19 protein-coding genes are annotated in these 18,348 nt (G+C 61.3%); 6 read left to right on the top strand and 13 right to left on the bottom strand.

The genetic code is table 11. The features are described 5' to 3' along the window. Positions 1 to 6 precede the first annotated feature (6 nt). On the top strand, positions 7 to 3,036 hold the full coding sequence (locus HHL09_RS14060) for an SUMF1/EgtB/PvdO family nonheme iron enzyme (protein WP_169455261.1): 3,030 nt from the start codon (positions 7 to 9) through the stop codon (positions 3,034 to 3,036). Between the two features lie 85 nt (positions 3,037 to 3,121). Here HHL09_RS14060 and HHL09_RS14055 read toward each other — a convergent pair whose 3' ends face one another. Next, on the bottom strand, positions 3,122 to 3,925 hold the full coding sequence (locus HHL09_RS14055) for a hypothetical protein (protein ID WP_169455260.1): 804 nt from the start codon (positions 3,923 to 3,925) through the stop codon (positions 3,122 to 3,124). Positions 3,926 to 3,996: 71 nt separating this feature from the next. Continuing rightward, on the bottom strand, positions 3,997 to 4,218 hold the full coding sequence (locus HHL09_RS14050) for a hypothetical protein (RefSeq protein ID WP_169455259.1): 222 nt from the start codon (positions 4,216 to 4,218) through the stop codon (positions 3,997 to 3,999). Between the two features lie 184 nt (positions 4,219 to 4,402). Between HHL09_RS14050 and HHL09_RS14045 the strand changes: the two genes are divergently transcribed. Then, complete coding sequence (locus HHL09_RS14045; RefSeq protein ID WP_169455258.1) at positions 4,403 to 4,579, top strand: hypothetical protein; 177 nt, start codon at positions 4,403 to 4,405, stop codon at positions 4,577 to 4,579. Further along, complete coding sequence (locus HHL09_RS14040) at positions 4,576 to 4,800, top strand: hypothetical protein (protein WP_169455257.1); 225 nt, start codon at positions 4,576 to 4,578, stop codon at positions 4,798 to 4,800. The genes HHL09_RS14045 and HHL09_RS14040 overlap by 4 nt, the downstream gene beginning before the upstream one ends. 15 nt (positions 4,801 to 4,815) lie before the next feature. Here HHL09_RS14040 and HHL09_RS14035 read toward each other — a convergent pair whose 3' ends face one another. Next, complete coding sequence (locus tag HHL09_RS14035) at positions 4,816 to 5,088, bottom strand: hypothetical protein (RefSeq protein ID WP_169455256.1); 273 nt, start codon at positions 5,086 to 5,088, stop codon at positions 4,816 to 4,818. A gap of 159 nt (positions 5,089 to 5,247) precedes the next feature. On the opposite strand from HHL09_RS14035, the gene HHL09_RS14030 reads away from it, so the two are divergent. Both HHL09_RS14030 and HHL09_RS14025 read left to right on the top strand, forming a co-directional pair. Next, a complete protein-coding gene (locus HHL09_RS14030) occupies positions 5,248 to 6,420 on the top strand; it encodes a hypothetical protein (protein WP_169455255.1) in 1,173 nt (390 codons plus the stop codon). 458 nt (positions 6,421 to 6,878) lie between these two features. Then, positions 6,879 to 7,574: a hypothetical protein gene (locus HHL09_RS14025; RefSeq protein ID WP_169455254.1), complete on the top strand. Its 696-nt coding sequence runs from the start codon at positions 6,879 to 6,881 to the stop codon at positions 7,572 to 7,574. Positions 7,575 to 7,608: 34 nt separating this feature from the next. On the opposite strand, the gene HHL09_RS14020 is transcribed toward HHL09_RS14025, so the two are convergent. From HHL09_RS14020 to HHL09_RS14000, 5 genes are all read right to left on the bottom strand, one after another. After that, positions 7,609 to 8,331: a uracil-DNA glycosylase family protein gene (locus HHL09_RS14020; protein ID WP_169455253.1), complete on the bottom strand. Its 723-nt coding sequence runs from the start codon at positions 8,329 to 8,331 to the stop codon at positions 7,609 to 7,611. A gap of 8 nt (positions 8,332 to 8,339) precedes the next feature. Beyond that, complete coding sequence (locus HHL09_RS14015; RefSeq protein WP_169455252.1) at positions 8,340 to 9,083, bottom strand: PEP-CTERM sorting domain-containing protein; 744 nt, start codon at positions 9,081 to 9,083, stop codon at positions 8,340 to 8,342. 92 nt (positions 9,084 to 9,175) lie between these two features. After that, positions 9,176 to 9,838 (bottom strand): thermonuclease family protein, encoded by a 663-nt coding sequence (locus HHL09_RS14010; RefSeq protein WP_169455251.1) that lies wholly within the window; start codon positions 9,836 to 9,838, stop codon positions 9,176 to 9,178. 3 nt (positions 9,839 to 9,841) lie between these two features. Beyond that, positions 9,842 to 10,504 (bottom strand): murein hydrolase activator EnvC family protein, encoded by a 663-nt coding sequence (locus HHL09_RS14005; protein ID WP_240963633.1) that lies wholly within the window; start codon positions 10,502 to 10,504, stop codon positions 9,842 to 9,844. 63 nt (positions 10,505 to 10,567) lie between these two features. Continuing rightward, positions 10,568 to 11,527 carry an undecaprenyl-diphosphate phosphatase gene (locus HHL09_RS14000; RefSeq protein ID WP_169455250.1) on the bottom strand — a complete coding sequence of 320 codons (960 nt, stop codon included), beginning with the start codon at positions 11,525 to 11,527 and terminating at the stop codon, positions 10,568 to 10,570. 125 nt (positions 11,528 to 11,652) lie between these two features. On the opposite strand from HHL09_RS14000, the gene HHL09_RS13995 reads away from it, so the two are divergent. Next, positions 11,653 to 12,222: a DUF2062 domain-containing protein gene (locus tag HHL09_RS13995; RefSeq protein ID WP_169455249.1), complete on the top strand. Its 570-nt coding sequence runs from the start codon at positions 11,653 to 11,655 to the stop codon at positions 12,220 to 12,222. Here the strand turns inward: HHL09_RS13995 and HHL09_RS13990 are convergent. The 5 genes from HHL09_RS13990 to HHL09_RS13970 all read right to left on the bottom strand — a co-directional run bounded on the left by HHL09_RS13990 (position 12,185) and on the right by HHL09_RS13970 (position 18,346). Next, the gene (locus HHL09_RS13990; protein ID WP_169455248.1) at positions 12,185 to 12,952 is read right to left on the bottom strand and encodes a hypothetical protein; all 768 of its coding nucleotides are present in this window, start codon (positions 12,950 to 12,952) and stop codon (positions 12,185 to 12,187) included. The two genes, HHL09_RS13995 and HHL09_RS13990, sit on opposite strands and share 38 nt — an antisense overlap. 36 nt (positions 12,953 to 12,988) lie before the next feature. Then, positions 12,989 to 13,615: a signal peptidase II gene (locus HHL09_RS13985; protein ID WP_169455247.1), complete on the bottom strand. Its 627-nt coding sequence runs from the start codon at positions 13,613 to 13,615 to the stop codon at positions 12,989 to 12,991. A 3-nt stretch (positions 13,616 to 13,618) separates the two neighbouring features. Further along, positions 13,619 to 16,366: an isoleucine--tRNA ligase gene (gene ileS, locus HHL09_RS13980; RefSeq protein ID WP_169455246.1), complete on the bottom strand. Its 2,748-nt coding sequence runs from the start codon at positions 16,364 to 16,366 to the stop codon at positions 13,619 to 13,621. A gap of 137 nt (positions 16,367 to 16,503) precedes the next feature. Further along, a complete protein-coding gene (locus HHL09_RS13975; RefSeq protein ID WP_169455245.1) occupies positions 16,504 to 16,776 on the bottom strand; it encodes a hypothetical protein in 273 nt (90 codons plus the stop codon). Beyond that, positions 16,760 to 18,346 carry a S8 family peptidase gene (locus HHL09_RS13970; protein WP_169455244.1) on the bottom strand — a complete coding sequence of 529 codons (1,587 nt, stop codon included), beginning with the start codon at positions 18,344 to 18,346 and terminating at the stop codon, positions 16,760 to 16,762. Before HHL09_RS13970 ends, HHL09_RS13975 begins: the two co-directional genes overlap by 17 nt. Positions 18,347 to 18,348: the final 2 nt, after the last annotated feature.

The raw sequence follows: 18,348 nt of genomic DNA, 5'->3' as shown, positions 1-18,348 counted from the left end.
AATTCCATGACCCTTCTCTGTTCCCTTTTCCGCCGCGCATTCTTGGGCAGCATGCTGCTCGGCTTCGCCTCTCCGGTCTCCGGTGAGACGTTCACGGATCTCCAAGCCTTCCTGACTGCGAATCCCGGCCTGACGCTCTTCAATTTCGAGGGCATCGCCCCCCCGCAGGATACCATCCAGTTACCCCAGCCGATCCAGGGGGTCACCTTCCAGGGCGAGCACGACGACAATCGCAATTTCGATCCCCGCCTCATCGGGGTCACCGACGCGACCCCCAGCGACTACATCCTGGTGAATACCACACAGGGCTACAGGATGCGGATCCTCTTCGACCGCCTCTACGCAAAGGTCGGACTCATGGTGAAAATCGGGAGCGGGAACGTCACCGCGCGGGTCCAAGCTTACAGCAACGGCACCGTGGTCGGCGACCAGACGCTGATCACCGCGGCCGACTTCAGCACATTCATCGGCTTCACCGAGGCTCTTGGAATCGACCGCATCGATATCTCCGCCCCGCAGGAACGGGGCAATGCCGTCCGGGTGGATGACCTCCGCTTCGGAACCGAGGTGGCAGACACCAGCGATGTCCCGATCCCCATGGAATGGAAGACCGTCGGGAACCCCGGCAACCGGCCGGATCTCATTGGCTTCGGCCGGGTGGATTACAAATACCGCATCACGAAGCATGAGATCACCAACACGCAGTATGTGGAATTCCTGAATGCCGTCGCCGCTTCAGATCCCAACGGACTCTTCAATCTTGCCACTGTATCGGACCCCCGCGCTGGCATCATCCGCAGCGGCACTCCCGGTAGCTACACGTATTCCACGCGGAAGAACATGGCGAACAAGCCGGTCATCTGGGTCAGCTTCAATGACGCCGCCCGGATGGCGAACTGGATGCACAACGGGAAAGGCAGCGGCGGCACGGAGAACGGTGTCTACGACATGTCGGTCGAAACTCCTATCCGGCAAGCTGGCGCGAAATATTTCATCCCGAGCGAGGACGAATGGTACAAAGCCGCCGCCTACGATCCCACCCCGGGGGCCGGAGCTGGCGACAACTACTGGCTCTATGCGACCCGGGCGGAGAATGCACCGATGCCGGCAACCACCAACGGGTCCGGCATGATCAGCAATCCCGGCGTGAACGTGGCAAACTACGAATCCGGTGCGCGCTGGGGAGGATTGGCGGGACACTTGACCACGGTGGGAAGCGCGGGCGCGCAAAGCGAGAGCTACTACGGCACCGCAGACCAAAGCGGGAACGTCTCGGAATGGAACGACACGGTTTTCAGCGCCGCACGCCGGGGCATCCGGGGAGGAGGATGGAACGTCGGCTCCCCCTTTGTGACGACCTCCCGTCAGGACTATAACATCCCGACCGTCGAAAATCCCACCCTTGGGTTTCGCTTGGCGGCACCGGTACCGGTCGTCAGCGCTTCGATCGTTGGCCCGGCCTCGCTGCAGGAAGACCTCGCGGGCCAACTCCAGATCCGGGTGGCGCGCACGGGGGATTCGGGAGCAGCCCTTGAGGTGAATTTCACCTCGTCCGGCAGCGCCACCGCAGGAGAAGACTACCTCCTCGGCGGAGCCGAAGGGACCAAGGTCACCATCCCCGCCGGAGCAGAGGAGGCCATCGTCACGATCGATCCCGTGGCCGACAATCTCGACGAGGCCGATGAGAGCATCACCTTCACCCTATCGGCTGGAGGCGCCTACGATCTCGCGGCAGGCAAGGAAGTAACGGCAACGATCATCGACGATGACTTCTCTCCGGTCGCCCTGGACGATTCCGGCTATGAAGTTCCTGAGGATGGCAGCTTGGATATTTCCTCCGCCGCCGGCGTCTTGGCCAACGACACTGACGAAGACGACGGCAATGGTCCGGATCATCTCGTGGCGGAACTCGTCTCAAACGTTAGCCACGGCGAATTGTTTCTGCGCCCGGATGGGTCCTTCCTTTATGCTCCGCTGCCCGATTACTTCGGCCCCGATTCGTTCACTTACCGTGCAAACGATGGGACAAACCGGTCCGGCATCGCGACCGTTTCCCTCACCGTGAGCGAGCGTGTCGATCTCCACCTCAGCGCGGCAAGCAGCCTGCCGGTGGTGGGCGCTCCGGGCACCGTCACTCATACCTTCACCCTCGAAAACCGAGGCCCGAGCGATGCCACATCGGTGACGGTGGAACTTGGCTCGGCACTTCCACCGGGAGTCACGGCGAATCCCGCGGTGCCCGGAACCGGAACCTTCAGCGGAAACCGCTGGCAGCTCGATCTGGCCGAGGGAAGCACGGCGAGCTTGAGCGTGACCTATGCGGTTTCACCGGGAGCGCCGGGCGGGACTGCCAACCTCGGCACGAATGCGAACGTCGTCTCGACCGATCAACCCCGCATCGCGCCCGGCGACGATTCGGCATCGGTGACAAGCGGCATTGTCAGCCCCGCCGGAACAGGGGTCGCCAAGCTCGACATCGCACCATTGATCGACAAGCAGCAGGGGCTCTTCATCCAGAAGCTTACCGTTACCAATAACAATACCCTTGCTCTTGCCGGCTTCCGGCTTCTCGTTGGAAATCTCCCGGCTGACGTCCAGGTTTACAACCGGCAGGGGCTCGATCCGCAGGGGCTCCCCTATGTGGATTGGTCGGGAGCCTTGGCACCCGGGGCACAAGTCACCTTGACCATCGAATTCTTCCACCCGGGACGAAACCCCAGCTTCGCTCCGACCTATACGATCTCCTCCGTTCTCGCAGTCGCCCCGACAGAGCCGGCGGTGGCAGATGGCGGCAGCGGGCCCACCCGCGTGGTCGTGCTGGAAAACCGTGACATGCTGTTGGAGTTCAACTCTGTCCCCGGCTCGGCTTACGCCATCGAATACACCCACGATGGCACCCTTTGGCACCGTGCGGAGCCATCGGTCACGGCGTCTTCGAACCGGACTCAATGGATTGATTCCGGGCCTCCGAAAACCTCCGCTCATCCATCCACCGAGCCGGTGCGCTATTATCGGATCGTGACCCTGCCGGAGTAATCCGGAGAACTCCTGTGGATCCTACGGCAGTCCTGGGGAAGCGCCCGGGATCCGTAGCGCTCCAGCTACCACGCGGATCCGCCCTTCATTCCTCGGAAGCCTTCCTGCTCCAGGTTGCCAGGAAGATCCCGCGTCGCGTGCGATGCACCGCGGGTTCGAAGTCCTTCCAAGTCATCCTCAGCTCCGTCGGCGAAACCACTTTCCATTCCGCGAGATTGGGAAAGCACCACGCAGACTGCTCACGCGGCGGCAGCTTCTGTTTGCCATCTTCAAAGGCGAAGTCATCGACCGTCCAGCCATCCAGAACCACGCGGAACTCCGCCTCACCGATCGTGTCCTTCCACACCGCTCCAGTGTGGGTGGTATAAGAAAACGCGGTGGATCCCATCGCATCGCCACCATTGTCCGCGATGTACTTCCGCTCGACGATCACGTCCTTCCCTGGTGGAAAGCTTAGATCCACCACATAGAAATCCGCATACTGGATCTGTTCTCCCGGGACGGTGGGCTGGCCCAGGCCACTCTTCGGCGTGCCCCATTCCGCCGTGCTGAACCAGCCGCGCACCTTCCGTGCTTCCACCGGCTTCCCATCGACAAAAGTCTCCAGCTTCGAAATCGTTCCGGTATCGGACTCCATCTCTAACAGATCGGGGAAGCCCACCGTCTGTTTCGCGTCCCCCTCCTTCTTCGAGCTCCGGAAGGTGAAGCGGCAGGTCACTTGCGACTCTTTCTTGCCCATCTTGATCTCGATCTTCTCCGAGATCATCCGGATCACCGATTCCTCGCCATCGAATTCACCAAGCGGTGCTGGGCCATGCCCTCCCGAGTTGATGGCAGTGTCGTTGGCCAGCGCGGGCGCGATCAGGGCGAGCAGCAGCAGCTTTTTCATTGCCCGATCCCTCGCGGATCCGCGCCGCTTTGTCGAGTGAAGGGATCAGCCAAAAAAGACCTCTGCCACTTTCATGAGGATCTCAAGGCGTGCTCCACCGCCGCCACCAGCTTCGTCCTATCTTCAGAAGGAGCGATCGAGGCAGCGGCACGGTCCAAGATTTCTTCGACCTGATCCGCGGAGACACCGGGATGATCCTTGCGATACTGCTCGATGAAGTGACGGCGCTCGTGGTCCTCGGAAAGGGCCACGGCACGACGGTCCTGCGAAGTATTTCCTTTCTTGTCGGCCATGCACTTTCCAAGCAGGGGCCGCGCCGCAGGCTCGCCTTCTGCCTGTGAAGGGTCCGGCCACCGCGGCGCCCTGCCATCCGATGCATATTGCGTCCCGGACTGGCACTTTGCAGCCGCTACTCGCATTGAGCAGCCCCTTCGCAGGGATCCAGCCGATGGCATGTGCGGTGCAACAAAGATCTTCATGAATGCCACGCCAAAGATCGCAAATAGCCCTCTCAAGGAGGTCGCTCCTGATGATCCGAGCCGCGATCAGAATCACGACGAAAGCCGGGTGAATGCCTACGACGAGGAGACGGCAAGGAAGATGGGAAACCTTCCGCAGAAAGGAACGGACGCTGCAAACACCCCGGAACCATGAGCGAGCAAGCCACCATCAACCTCCTTCGTGAAGAGGGAGAAAAGCAGGTCTTCCTCCGCAACTATTCGGAAGCCCATCCCGACGTCACTGGCGAGGACATCGACCTGGCCTTCGTCGATGCCATGCGTGACGTGACGCCCTCCGATTCCATTGCCGCCCTCGAACGTCGCATGGATGAAAGGCTGGGCCTCGCGAATGGCGGATCTCCCGTCGGGGAATAGGTCGTCGCCTTCAACTCAAGTAGCCTGAATCTCGAAGTCGGGCAGTGGCCTCGTGTCAGAGGGGTCGATTTCCGCCGCATAGTCGAAGGGTCCTTCACCCTTCGCCTGCCCCAGCTTCACCGCCGAGAGGCTCTCGCCATCGACGATGTAGTAGCTGATGAAGGGCTCGGACTCCAGCCGGCTCTCCGAACGGATCATCCGCCCGGTTTCCCACTCCTCGATCACCTCGGCCCCCAGGCGCCGGGTAAATCCTCCTTCGGCTTCACGGATATAGACGTCGGTGTTCATGCCTCCCTCTTCGCAATGAAGGTGCCAAGCTATCTTACAACGACTTGGCTTGACGGCACGAAACCCGCGGTGGGAAAGTCCAATGTGATGACTTTTGCAATCGGCATAAAGACAGGGGCGGATCGTTCGCACCCGGCGAGTTGCTTTTACTTCGCCTGCATGCCCCTTGCCCTTGCGGCCGCTCTCACAACATCGTGCTCAAAGCGCGAGGCCGCATCCGGCACCGCGGGGCAAGCGGGTGGGGCGGAGCTCGTGAAATCCAAGCTCTCCGAAATTCCCGAACTGCACCCTGCGGAAGAAACCGCCGGCCCTCTCTCCGTGGAGTCATTGTTCGCTGAACCGAATGTTACCCCTGAAGGAATGTGGGCCGCACTATCGAGCCGCTATCCCGAACTCCTCGAGGGCGATGATGCGATCATCAGGATATTCCCTGAACTATGCCGGAACGCCACAGGTCGCCAAAAATCGTTCATGGCGCAGGCGCTCGCTCACCACCTTTCGACCCCGGCCCAGGCTTTCAAGCTGAAGGCAACCATAGGAGATCAAGAATTCGAAAACGGTTACATGCTTGGTCTGGTGAATGTTTTCGCTGAGTCGCACCCTTCGGAGATTCGCGAGATCGTCAAAGACATCGCCCACAATCAGAACCGCTTGGATTGTGGGGCGTCATTGCTGGGCAGGCACGCGATCGAGAATTGGCAAGAGGCTCTTCGTGATGCGCGGGATCTGAGCCGGGACGGCAATGACATGGCTTACTACGAGGGAAGTCTCACCGTAAGGATTTACCCGGAGGATCCGGGAGCTTCCACGTCTGCCGAGGCTCGCAAACTCGCCAAAGACATTCTTCCCTCACTAAGCGCGGAGAGTGCGAAATTCCTTTCCGAACAGATGGCGGAGAGGGAAATCTCGATCTCCCGCCCCGGAAGCGTCACCGAAGCTGCGGAGAATTGGGGCCTCGATCCGATTCAGCTGGCCGCCATGACGGGGCAGCATCTCGGCAACGATCGCTCCAGGAACGCCGCGATGACCATCGCGGACGTGAAGGGCTGGGTGGCATTGGTACCGCCCGACCACCCTGCCTATCCGCCCTTCCTGCAGGGCATTATCAGGCCGGTGGTGGGAGTTTGTAGCGACTCGGAAGTTCTCGGATTGTTTCAAGATGTTCCCAAGGAAGGCCAGCCATCGCTGGCGTTTGCGATGGGCGCGATCTTTGTTCAGAATGTCTCTCTGGATCGTGCCAATACCGTCGCGCCAGAGATTCCCGCAGCCTTCAAAAAGAACTTCGAGCAAGGAGTCAAACTCGGAGCGCTCAGCATTCAAAACAATCAATGAGCTGCTCTCTGCGAGCACGGCATCGGAGTATCTGCCGCAAGCTTCCACTCTGGATGCTTGTCGCGTTTAGCTGCACCTGCCGCGAACAAGCTTCTCACCGAACAGAATCTAAAACACCCGCCCCAAAGCGAACAACCGTCGGCCACCTGAATTCAGGGGTCGGCCGAAGCGAACAACCGCCTCAGGTCTCGGAGAAGAACTCGGAAAAGATCGGGAGCCTGAGAGCAGCCTATCGCAATGATCCTCTCACGGCACTGCGCCAATACCTGACTCTCCTCCCGGAGCTGGGCGACGAATGGGAAGCGGCTGCCATCGCCATCTTCTCAAGTTCCCTGAACACGGATCCGTCGGGATTTTTCGGACTCTTGGAATCGCTGGACGAACCGCCGGGGCGGAGACTGTTGACCAATTGGGCTTTGAAAGATCTGGCAACCCGGGATCCGCAACTCGCCTCCCGGATGCTTGCTTCGCTTGCCAAGCCTTTGGTCGATCCCGCCACCTTGGAGGTGATTGCCCTGAATTACTATCGGCTTTCGCCTGCCGGGTTTTCCGAGTTCTTGGCGGATCTGCCGGCAACGCAACGGCGGCAGGCTGTCAGAGCCACGGCATTCAACGTGCTGCTGGAAATGCAGGGCCAAGGCACCAAGGGCGAATTCCCATCCGCCTTCTTCATGGGCAATAATGAAAATGATCAATCTCTGGTCGGCGAACTCGTCAACCATGGAGGGGGCCCGAAAAGCTCGAAGCAATTCACCGTTTGGTTGGAACAGCTGGATGAAACCGGGATGAGCAGCATCTCTCCCGAAGTTTGTGAGGCTTTCGCCGCCGCTTCCGGCAAGGAGGCCAAACAAATTTGGACCGACGCAAGGGAGACATTCTCGGAGGAAGAGAAGGCAGGACTCCTCAAGGGGATCGCAAAGTCAGATCCCTCCGAAGCTTGTAGACTGGCGGCCGAGCAATTCCGCGGCAAAGGCCCCTTTCCCGAACTGCTAAACGGCTGGCTCGAAGCGAACTCGATGGAAGCAAGCGCGTGGGTCACGAAGGACTGCAGAGCGGACATGAAAGAAGACGCAAATGCCGCTGTCGCCGATTGGTTGGAAGCAAAAGGCGACGTCGCCGCAGCAAAGGAATGGCGGTCCGCCGCAAGGAAGTAGCGCCATCGACTACTATATCTATCGTAGTTTACCGCTACACCTTCCACACCCCCTGTGCCACCAGCTGCTTCGTCGCCGCTTCTGCCCAACCGCGGTTCGCAGCCGGGGATGCCGGCGAAGGATGCAGCACCCGTCCCAGCTTCGCGCTCAGGCCACTCCTCGCGGCCGCTTCCTTCAGCCGTTCCTCGGCATAGCCCCCGACGCCGATCAACCACTCCGGCTGGAGTTCCTTGATCGATGCCGCCAAGTGTTCAAGGCAGGCCTCCTCCACCTCCTCCATTTCGCTTGCGGGCAGCTTGTCCGGCGTCAGGTTCGCGCCGGTCTCGCTCATCCACACCAGCGGGCAATAGTTGAGGACAAAGTGATCCTTGAAGAAATCGCCGGCCTTCGGATAGCGCTCGGCGAAAAGCCCCCATAGGCGACGCCCGCTAACCTCGGACTTCGGACAATCGAATCCCTGTACCGGCCGCTTCGGATGCTCCTTGTCCGGCTTCCCCACCGGCGTGGAGATCCCCATCCAATCCCGCACTGAAGCCACCTCGCCGAAGGGCACACCCGTCTGCGCCATGCCAAAGGGTCCCGGATTCATCCCTAGGAACACCACCTTCTTCGGCCCCTTGCCAAACCGGCTCAGGTAGAGCTCATGCGGCTCCCGGGCGTAATCCAGCGGCAGATAGGTGAAAGCCGCCTTGCTGAAGGCAAGCGGACGCAGACGATCGGCAAGATGGCGGGATGCAGCGATGAGTGGCTCGGACACGGGCCGACTCAAGCGCAGCGGCGGCGGCGAAGCAAACCGGCAACCACACCACCGGCGACCAATAGAACGCCCGAAGGCTCCGGCACCGCGGTCAGCTGGATCGAGAGCGTGCTCGTCGGCGGTGCCGCCGAAGTCAGCCACACCGGCGTCCACTCCCCATCGGTAATGTCACCACGGACGTAAAAGCGGCTGGGATCCGTCTCGGCACCGGTCGGCTGCAGGGCCGTGCCGTCTTCCAGCTTGGGGCCGAAGGCACCGCCATCGCTGTAGTTCGAAATGCTCTCGAAGGTGATCGACCAGAAGACGTCGTCCGGAACCAGCGTGTTGATGTTCGAGAAAACGAGCTGGCTCAGGTTGAGGTTGTTCGTGCCATCTCCATCCACGGAGAAGAGCAGCGGACCGGATGTCCAGAGCGGCACATCGGAGGGCTTGTAACCGGCCAGCGCGCCGGGAAGCACACCCGGCTGGCCGAGCGGCCCCTCGTAGTTCACCTCGTCCTCCATCGCGGAATAGAAAGAAAGCGTGGCCGTCACTTGGCGCGCCACGTTCGAATAAATCGTGACCACCGCCTCATCCAAGACGCGATCGGTTCCGGCAAGATGCGCGGAATCCGCATACTCCACCTGCTGGGAAATCGTCAGATAGGTGAAGGTGCCGCCGGTTTCACCCGGGAGAGTATAGACTGGAGTTTGGGCAGCGAGAGGCAACGCGGTGGCAAGCGCAGCCACGGCGAGAAGCGCGGGGGTCTTCATGGGGGGGATGGGGGGAGAACCCGTGCTTTCTAGCAGATTTCCCCACCTTTTGTCCATGTCTCATTGCCTAAGCAATGTTGACAATCAAAAGCTTACAATCCCCATGCGCCGCGTTTCGCCCGCTTCGCCTCATCCTCCAGGGAACGAAGCGTCTTCAGCCGCTCCTTCACCGGCGTTCCATCCGGCATCGGCGCACCCTTCGTGTGGATCCGCACGAGCCCTTCGCGTACCAAGGTCTCCTCCAGAAGAGGACCTGAAGAAGGGATGACGAAGGCGTGGTAGCGTCGGTCGCCGAAGGGATCTTCCCACTTGGTCTGGATGGTGAAACTGCCGCGCGAAAGCAGGTCATGGGTCAGCTTCTTCGCCCGCTTCCCGATCTCCACGGCCTGCTCGTCATCAATTCCGAAAACCTTCGCCTGCTCATGGATGCGCTCGCGATTGGTCTCCCCTCCCCGGTAGCTGCGGAATTCACTCTCCGGGCTGTCCACATAGTAGAGCCGGAATTGCTCGATCCGGCCATCCGGCAGCTTCACCCGGAAGCTGTCGCCGTCATTCTGGCGATGGTCCACCCACTGGCAACCGGTGAAGGTCTCATACCCGTTCGCATGGGCTGCGGGCACTTCGGCATTCGGCACAGGCCTCGCCTTCGGTGGCGCACCCCGCCGCTGGGGATCGAGAAACCAGACGATCGCGGAGGCGATCAGGATCGCCACCAGTTGCCACGTCTTCCTCCGCCCGTAGCGTCGCGCTGCCATGGCTCAGAGGCCTTTGAAACCCTGGTACTCCTGATAAGTGCCCAGTGGCATCGCCACCTTTCCCCAGTCCCGGTTGAGACGGCGGTAGCGCTTGATGAATTCGGTGGGGTCCGCCCAGTTGGTCATATCGCGCTCCACGCTCTCGCGCTGCATGCCGATGTTCAGATTGTGGCGGATCTCGAAATGAAGGTGCGCGGCATACATCCCGCGGTTGTTACCGATCGTGCCAACTTGCTGGCCGCGCTTCACGATCTGGCCGACCTTCACCATCATGTCGCGCAGGTGGCCGTAGAGCGCATCGCAGAAGCGGACTTGGCCCGAAGCCGGATCGCGGTAGCCGTAGCGGATGATCACCACATTTCCCCAGCCTTGGTGGACATCATACGCCCAGGTGACCACGCCATCGCCGATGCTGTAAACCGGCGCGCCCATGTCGCTATCCCCGCCACCGGCACCGTTCCAGTCCTCGCCGAAGTGGACCGGCGGGCGCAGGCGCAGGCCGCGCGCCTTGTAGTAGCCGGCGGCATCCGGTTTCCCCACGGGATAGTCAAAGCCATCCGTCAGGGCGACCCGGGCCGACTTCTGCTGCGCGTACGCAGGCATCGCCAGTACCGCCAACAGGGCGAGGAGTACCAGAACGATGGGTTTCCGCGGGTGGCCGCTCACCCCGCAAGTGCAAGGCGGGCGGAGGCCGCGGGCAAGTGAAATCCGAAACCCTGCGTAGCCTCCTCAGGCAGCCCCGAGACCCAGGAAATTCGTCGCCACCATCACCGCAGCGGCAATCCCGATGGCGATCCGATACCAGCCGAAGACGCCCAAACCGCGCCGGTTCAGGTAGCCAACCATCCATTTTACAGCGACTGCTGCCGAAACCGTGGCCGCCACTACCCCGATGATCAGGGGCACCGCGCCGTAAGTATCCCACATCAGGAGGGCTCCGCCCAGCTTGGTATCATACTTCCCGGCCACCTCGTGGAGAGCCGTCTGCGCCTCATACCCCGGGATCGCGGCCCACTTCTCGGCCAAATCCACCGGCCAGACCGCCTTTTTCGCGGTGGCCGCACCGAGGGTCACCAGCCCGAGCAGGAAGGAAAATTCGACCGCAGCACTCAGCCGGAGCCCCACCAGCAGGCCGCCAAGAATCGTCATCAAGCTCCGGGATGTACCCGGCCACATCGCGATGCATTGGGCGAAGCCGATGATCAGCGCCATTTTCAGGGTGATCTGGGCAAGCTCGACCCCCTTCGATCCGCCCCCCTTCTTCATCCAGCGGTCGACCCCGAGGATCGCCACGCCACCCACCATCCAGGCGAGGGCCACCCACTTGAAATGAAAGAGTTTCGCCTCGATCCAGTCATTCGCCAGAATCCCGATCACCGCGGCTGGCAGGAATCCACAGATCAGCGCGAAGATCAGCTTCAGGCCCTCCTGATCCTTCCCCAGCAGGCCCAGGATCATTTGGCGGACACGCGGCCAATAGAGACCCAGCACGGCGGCAATCGCCCCGCACTGGATACAGATCGCGAAGCAGTTTGCCGCCTCGGTCGCTTTGACAGCTTCAAATGGATCCGCCGACGTGCCGACTCCCATCATCTTCTGGGCAACGATCAGGTGACCAGTGGAGCTGACGGGGAGATATTCGGTGACCCCTTCGATCACTCCGAGAACAAGCGCTTGCCACCAATTCATGAGGGAGAAAAGGCGACATTGTTGCTTAATATCACGGCTAGCAAGGGATTTACGGTTGCTTCACCGCCATAGTGGAGAGAAGTTGCACGCGCCTGTCGTAGCTCAAAAAACGAGGCCTATCTGGAATGAAGCGGAAGTACCTTTGGATGGTAAGGCGCGCCTATCGGGCACTGCGCCATCCAAAGCTGCGGCACCGTGAATGGTGGAAAAAACTCACCGTTCCCCTGATGCAGCGCGAGTTATGGAAGCCCTGCCGCGATACGGTGGCGGGCGGTCTCGCGATCGGGCTCTTCTTCGGGATGATCCCGTTGATTCCGCAAACGCTCGTCGCGGCCATCGCGGCGATGAAGTTCCGCGTGAATGTGCCCTTCGCCGTCGCCGCGACCTGGCTGAGCAATCCGATCACCAATGTCGGGATCTGGTGGCTTCAGCTGTGGATCGGCAACCGCCTCCAGGATTTCCTGAAGATTTCCGCACCTGAAATGCTCGGCACGCTGGTGATTCCCGGCCTCGGCACCGTGAATGCAGCGACCTTCATGCTCGGTGCCACGGTCTCCGGGATCGTTTTCGGGATGCTGGCATTCCCGCTGGTGCATCTCTTCTCCGCCGTCATGCCGCATCACCTTCCGAGGCTGCCGAAGCGGAATGGGGTCCGCATTATCCCTGCGGTTTCCCGCCGAAGCTCCGAGAGCTGACCTTCCCGCCGCCATAGGGCGCACCCAGGCGCATGCCGACATTGACCTTGGGGAACACATAGCGTTCCCGGGACTTCGACTCGGCGCGCTTCAGCCCGGCCACTACCAGCAGCGCCACCAATCCGGTCCCGGCAAGCAAGCCGATCGCGAGCACGATCATCCGCAACCGGGTGTTGTCCTTGGGTTCGGCCGCGCGTTTATCCAGCTCCTTGAGAATCCCCTGCGCCACGCCGATCCCGAGCTTCTCGGAAAACTCACCCCGGTCCTTGGCCTCCTTCAGCCCCGGCTCGATATTGCGGATGATATCTCCCAGCGCAAAGGCGGAAAGGCTGGAAGGATCCGGCCGCTCGATGCTTCCGGTAGGCCCGATCTTCTCCTGCTTCGGCAGCGCTTGCCCGAAGCGGAAAATCCCACGGTCCGTTTCCAACACCAAAACGATGCCCGGCTTCTCCCCGAGCCAGGCCTTCTGAAGCTTCATCGCGCGCTCCCCGGCACTGCTGCTGATCAGCGTATCGTAGAGGACGTAGTACATCCGGAAGCCATGCTTGGCTTCCAGTTCAGCAAGTGATTCCGCCAGTGCCCTGTGGCGCCCCGGATCCCTCTGCAACATCCGCGCTTCATCCAGGATCCCATCCGCGGGCGCAGGCGGCGCGACGAAATCATCGTCTTGGGCAAACACCCCTGCGACAAGCGCCCATGCGGCTAACAGCGCGGCAACCACTCCCCTCATTCCGGCCATCATTTCCGGTGGCCGCAGCTTGGCAAGTCAGGACCCTTTCGCCTGCTTCATGTCCGCCTTCAGTCCCGTGAAGAACAATAGCGCCGCCGCGATGCAGATGCAGGAGTCGGCCACGTTGAACGAGGGCCATTGGTAGTTGAACACCGGAATGGTGAAGTCGAGGAAATCGACGACATACCCGGCCTTCAGGCGGTCCCAAAAAGACGCGCCCTTCATCTCCTCCAACAAGGAGCCCTGCACCAAACGGTCGGTCAGGTTGCCGAGGATCCCGCAGAGCAGCAAGGAAGCAGCCACCTTGCCCCAAGTGCCGACGAAGAAATTCTTCCGCCAGCCGATGGTGATCAGAGTGAGCGCGATCAGGGGCACGACCAGAAACACCACCGGTGCCCAATCGCTGCCATTTCCGAAGCCGAAGGCCACACCCTGATTGTGAACTCGGACAAGATTGAAGTAACCATCAATCACCGCGATATGCTCGCGCGGGTCCTCATCCAGCCAAGAGGGCGGGAACCGCTTCACGATCCAAAACTTGGTGACTTGATCGAGGATGTAGAGCGGCAGGACGATCGACAGGAAGAGGGTGATAAAACGGACCTCCTTCTTCCCCGGTTCCAACGCGGTTTCCATATCCTTCGATGTCTCGGCTACGGCCATGAATCAGGCGTGGGAAACGGTCTGGACCACGGACTCGCAGCGGGCACAGACGCCGGACTCGCCGAGCGGCTCGTAACGCCGGCAACGCGGACACATGTGGTGCTTCGTCTTCGCCGCCTTCGCGGAAAGCGCCGGACCGGCAGACACGTCCAGATCGGCGATGATGAAGAACTCCGTCGCGAACTGGCGATCGCGCAGCAGGTCGTACACCGCCTCCTTCTCCGGGACCACCAGGGTGACGGCGGCCTCGTTGTTCTTCGCAAAGGACTTCGCTTGGATCTGCTCCTCGATCGCGGTCTGCACCGTGCGCTTGATTTCCAGCAGGCGGTTCACCTTCGCCGTGGCCACACCGGAGGCAAATGCCGAATCCGGCTCGGGGAAGTCCTGTTCATGGATACTGCCTTCGGTGAAGTTCGCATGCTCCCATGCCTCATCCGCAGTGTAAGCAAGGATCGGCGCAAGCAGCTTTGCCAGCGCGTTGAAGACATCGTACATCGCGGTCTGGCTCGCACGACGGCGCACCGAGTTCCTCGCGTCGCAATACATCCGGTCCTTCGTCGCATCGATGTAGATCGCGGAAAGGTCGGTCGAACAGAACTGGTTGAGCGAGTTGAAGACCTTGCGGAATTCATACTGGTCGTAGGCCTTGCGGCACTCGGCCACCACGGCATTGAGACGCTCCAGGATCCATTGGTCGAGCACCGGCATGTGACTCGCCGCCACGCGATCCATCTCCGGATCGAAGCCGTCGAGGTTGCCCAGCAGGATGCGCAGGGTGTTGCGCAGCCGGCGATACGGCTCGGCCACCTGCTTGAAGAGGTCTTCGCCGAAAGGCACTTCGCTCTGCCAGTCCACCGAGGATACCCACAGACGCACGATGTCCGCGCCGTACTTGTTATAGAAGAAGGCGGCGTCGATCGGCTTGCCCGAGCTGCCTTCGGACTTGGAGAGCTTGCCCTTCTTGTCCTTGTCCACCACGAAACCGTGGGTCAGCACGGCCTTGTAAGGCGCGGCGTCACGCCAGGCCACGCTCATCATGAGCGAGCTCTGGAACCACCCGCGGTGCTGGTCGGTCGCTTCGAGGTAAAGATCGGCAGGCGCGTGCAGCTCGGGATGCTTCTCGAGCACGGCCACATGCGAGCAACCGGAGTCGATCCACACGTCCAGCGTGTCGCGGCACTTCTTCACGCCTGCAGGCAGGCCGAGCTTCGCGATGAGTTCTTCATCGGAAAGTTCGAACCAGATGTTGGTGCCGTGCTCTTCCACCATGTCGGCCACCTTGCAGGCGATCTCGGAGGAAAGGATCGCCTTGTTGTCGGCATCGAAGAATACCGGCAGCGGCACGCCCCAGGTGCGCTGGCGGGAGATGCACCAGTCCGGGCGGGACTCGACGGTCCCGTAGATGCGGTTCCGGCCCCACGCAGGTAGCCACTCGACCTTGTCGATGGCATCCAGCGCCTTGCCCCGCAGGTTTTCCAGCGAGATGAAGAACTGCTCCACCGCACGGAAGATGATTGGCGTCTTCGAGCGCCAGCAGTGAGGGTAGCTGTGGCGATAGACTTCACGGGCCAGCAGCACGCCCTTCTCTTCAAGCAGCTCGACGATCGGCTCGTTCGATTTGAAGACGTGCTTGCCCACGAGGTCCGGCAGGCCGACCTCGGCGGTGAAATTGCCATCGTCATCCACCGGCGAAAGCACGCCCAGGCCATATTGCTGGCCCACGACGTAGTCATCCGCACCGTGGCCGGGGGCGATGTGAACCGCGCCGGTACCGGTGTCCGTGGTGACGAACTGGCCGAGGATAATCTTCGAGGTGCGGTCGAGGAAAGGATGGCGCGCCTCGAGGTGTTCGAGCTCGCGGCCCTTCACCGTCTTCAGCACGGAAGTACGACGCATCCCGGACTTCGTCTCCAGTTCGGCGACGAGTTCCTTCACCACGATCAGGATTTCCCGGCGGTTGCTGCCTTCGAACTGGCAGACTTCGTAGGTGAACTCCGGGTGCACCGCCACGCCAAGGTTGGCAGGCAGCGTCCACGGGGTGGTCGTCCAGATCGCGATCGACGCATTGCCGATGCCCAGCTTCGAGGAAGACTCCGGCGTCAGCGGGAACTTCACGAAGATCGCCGGGCTTTCCTTGTCCTGATACTCCACCTCGGCCTCGGCCAAGGCGGTATGGGCACCGTAGGACCACTGGACCGGCTTCTTCGATTGATAGACCGCACCGCTCTCCACGAGCTTCGCGAAGACGCGCAGGATCTCCGCCTCATAGCCGGGGGCCATGGTCAGGTAGGGATTCTCCCAATCGCCGAAGACGCCAAGACGGCGGAACGAACCGCGCTGGATATCGATGAACTTCTCCGCGAACTCGGTGCAACGGCGGCGGATTTCGGCAGGCTCCAGGCCGGTCGCCTGCTTCACCACCTTGAACTCGATCGGCAGGCCATGGCAGTCCCAACCCGGGACGAAGGGCGCGGTGAACCCGGCCATCGTCTTCGACTTCACCACCAGGTCCTTGAGCACCTTGTTCAGTGCGGTGCCCATGTGCACGTCGCCATTCGCGAAGGGCGGGCCGTCATGAAGGATGAAGGTCGGCGCCTTCTGGGCACGGCGGCGCTCGAGAATGCGTTGATAGAGGCCCTGCTTCTCCCAAATCGCGAGACGCTTCGGCTCGTTGTCGACGAGGTCCCCGCGCATGGGGAAACTCGTCTGCGGAAGCAGCAGCGTGTCTTTATATTGGGATTCAGTGCTCATTGGCGGGCGCGGACGCTAGCAGCGACCCCGCAGGGGGTCAACCACCGGGGAGATGCGGGAATTTGCGGTGAAATCACCCCCGTCCGACCAGCCTCCCCCCTCCCGGATTCCCTTGGACCCCAAGGTTTTCGCACCCCTCAGGACTTCCCCGGCCCCTTTACCCGAGGCGTCGGATCAGGGATGGAATAATGGATCTCCTCGCTCACGCTCCACTCCGGCAAAGCCCTCTTCAGGCTTTCCGCCGAAGAGACCGTGCCGGAATCCTCCAGCAAAAGCATGCGGGAGGAACGGTCCACGACCTGCAGGCCGCGCTTGGCAATCTCTTCCTGAGCCTGCTCCAACGGCGCAGCTCCCTTGCCGCGATAGCGGACGATCAAACGGGGAGGTTTGCCTTCAGAGCGGGATTCCATCTCCTTGGAATTGTGCCCTGAAACCAAGGCTCTGGCAACTGGCAAGGACCATCCGGGTGATTGCGTCGGCCCGTTCCGGCCCTGCGTCCATGTCGCGGATCGAGGGATTGCGGGACAGCAAGCGCGCGGCCAAGCCGGTTACAGCGGGCGTCGCCATGGAGGTGCCGCTCATCGGGGCGTAGCCCCCGGGAACCGTCGAAATGATCTCCACACCCGGAGCGATGACATCCACTTCCGGCCCGATGTTTGAAAAAGCCGCGACGAAGGTTTTCTTATCCTTGCTATAGGGTGCCATCTCATCCGCCGGACCTTGGCTCCCGGCCGGATAGGTCCCTTTCCTTCCCAAAGCCGAGACCGCGATCGAAGCCGCGTCCAACGCCGGGAACGAAACCCGTTGCCGACCGTCGTTACCCGTCGCTGCGATCACCACCACCCCTTGATCGCGCGCGTCTTCCAAGGCGGCCCGGATCACATCGTCGATCAGGGGCGGGTCTCCCGGTTCGGAATCATGCTTCAAGCTCAGGTTGATCAAGTGGCATCCGGCTTGCACGGCTTGGTCGATCGCCTTGGAGATCGCGAAATTCGCCGAAGGCACTCCTGGTTGTTGCCGAAAAACCCGGTAGCTCAAAATCTCGGAAGCCGGCGCGACCCCCTTCACCTTTCCGCGGCCTCCGATGATCCCCGCCACATGGGTGCCATGCGGGCCTCCCAAGGGACCCCATTCCTTCGGATCCTCACCCGTAACCGTACAGGCACCCGCCTTCACAATCAGATCGGGATGATTGCGATCGATGCCGGTATCGACGACCGCGATCTTCACTCCTTCGCCATCGGAGCTCTTTGCTTGGCCGCCGTAATAGTGGCGAACCCCATCGGCCAGGGAGAAATCAATGGGGAGAAGGGAGACAAGATTGTCCGCTTTCAGGATCAGCCCTTTCTTGAATCCGCCGTGATACCCGCTCGCCGGCGGCTCGACGTACAACCGTTCTATTTTTTCCCCTGTCTTGAGGCTGGAAAACTTTGCTTCCCCATTCGAATTGGTGAAGGCCTCCTCTCCCGCACGGCCCGCGAAGTCGGTGAATGCGATGACCCGAAGCCCCGTGAAGGGACTCTTCCCGTCCTTTGAGAGCACCGTGATTTTCGCTTTCACTGCCGGACCCGCAGCCGAAGTTCTCGCTTGGACCTCCACCCGCGGCAAAGGGGCCTCCGCCGTCCGATAGTAGAGGACTGGCGCCAGACGCATCCCCGGCTGCGAGCGCCTGAGAGCCTGCGCCGCTTCTTCCGAAAGCTGGACGAGCTTCGCCCCGTTTTCGCTCACCGCATCCAGACAGCGCATCGCGAGATCGCTCGCCGCCCTGATGGTGTCATCCGGAAGCCGCAGCGTCGGCAGCGAAAGACTCCTCAAGGCCGCTTCCGCCCCTCCCGGTTTCGTCAGGCTTTTCAGATCGACCTTCTTCACTCCGGCCCGGAGGTGATGGAAAAGTTGCGAAAGAGACGCCGAGGCACCGCTCGGGTCCACACGGAGGCCACGCATCGGAAGCAAGACATAGGAGGTTAGGTCTTCCGCCATCG

The sequence above is a fragment of the Luteolibacter luteus genome (assembly GCF_012913485.1).
GTDB lineage: Bacteria > Verrucomicrobiota > Verrucomicrobiia > Verrucomicrobiales > Akkermansiaceae > Haloferula > Haloferula lutea.
This window is presented reverse-complemented; position numbering and strand designations above follow the sequence as displayed.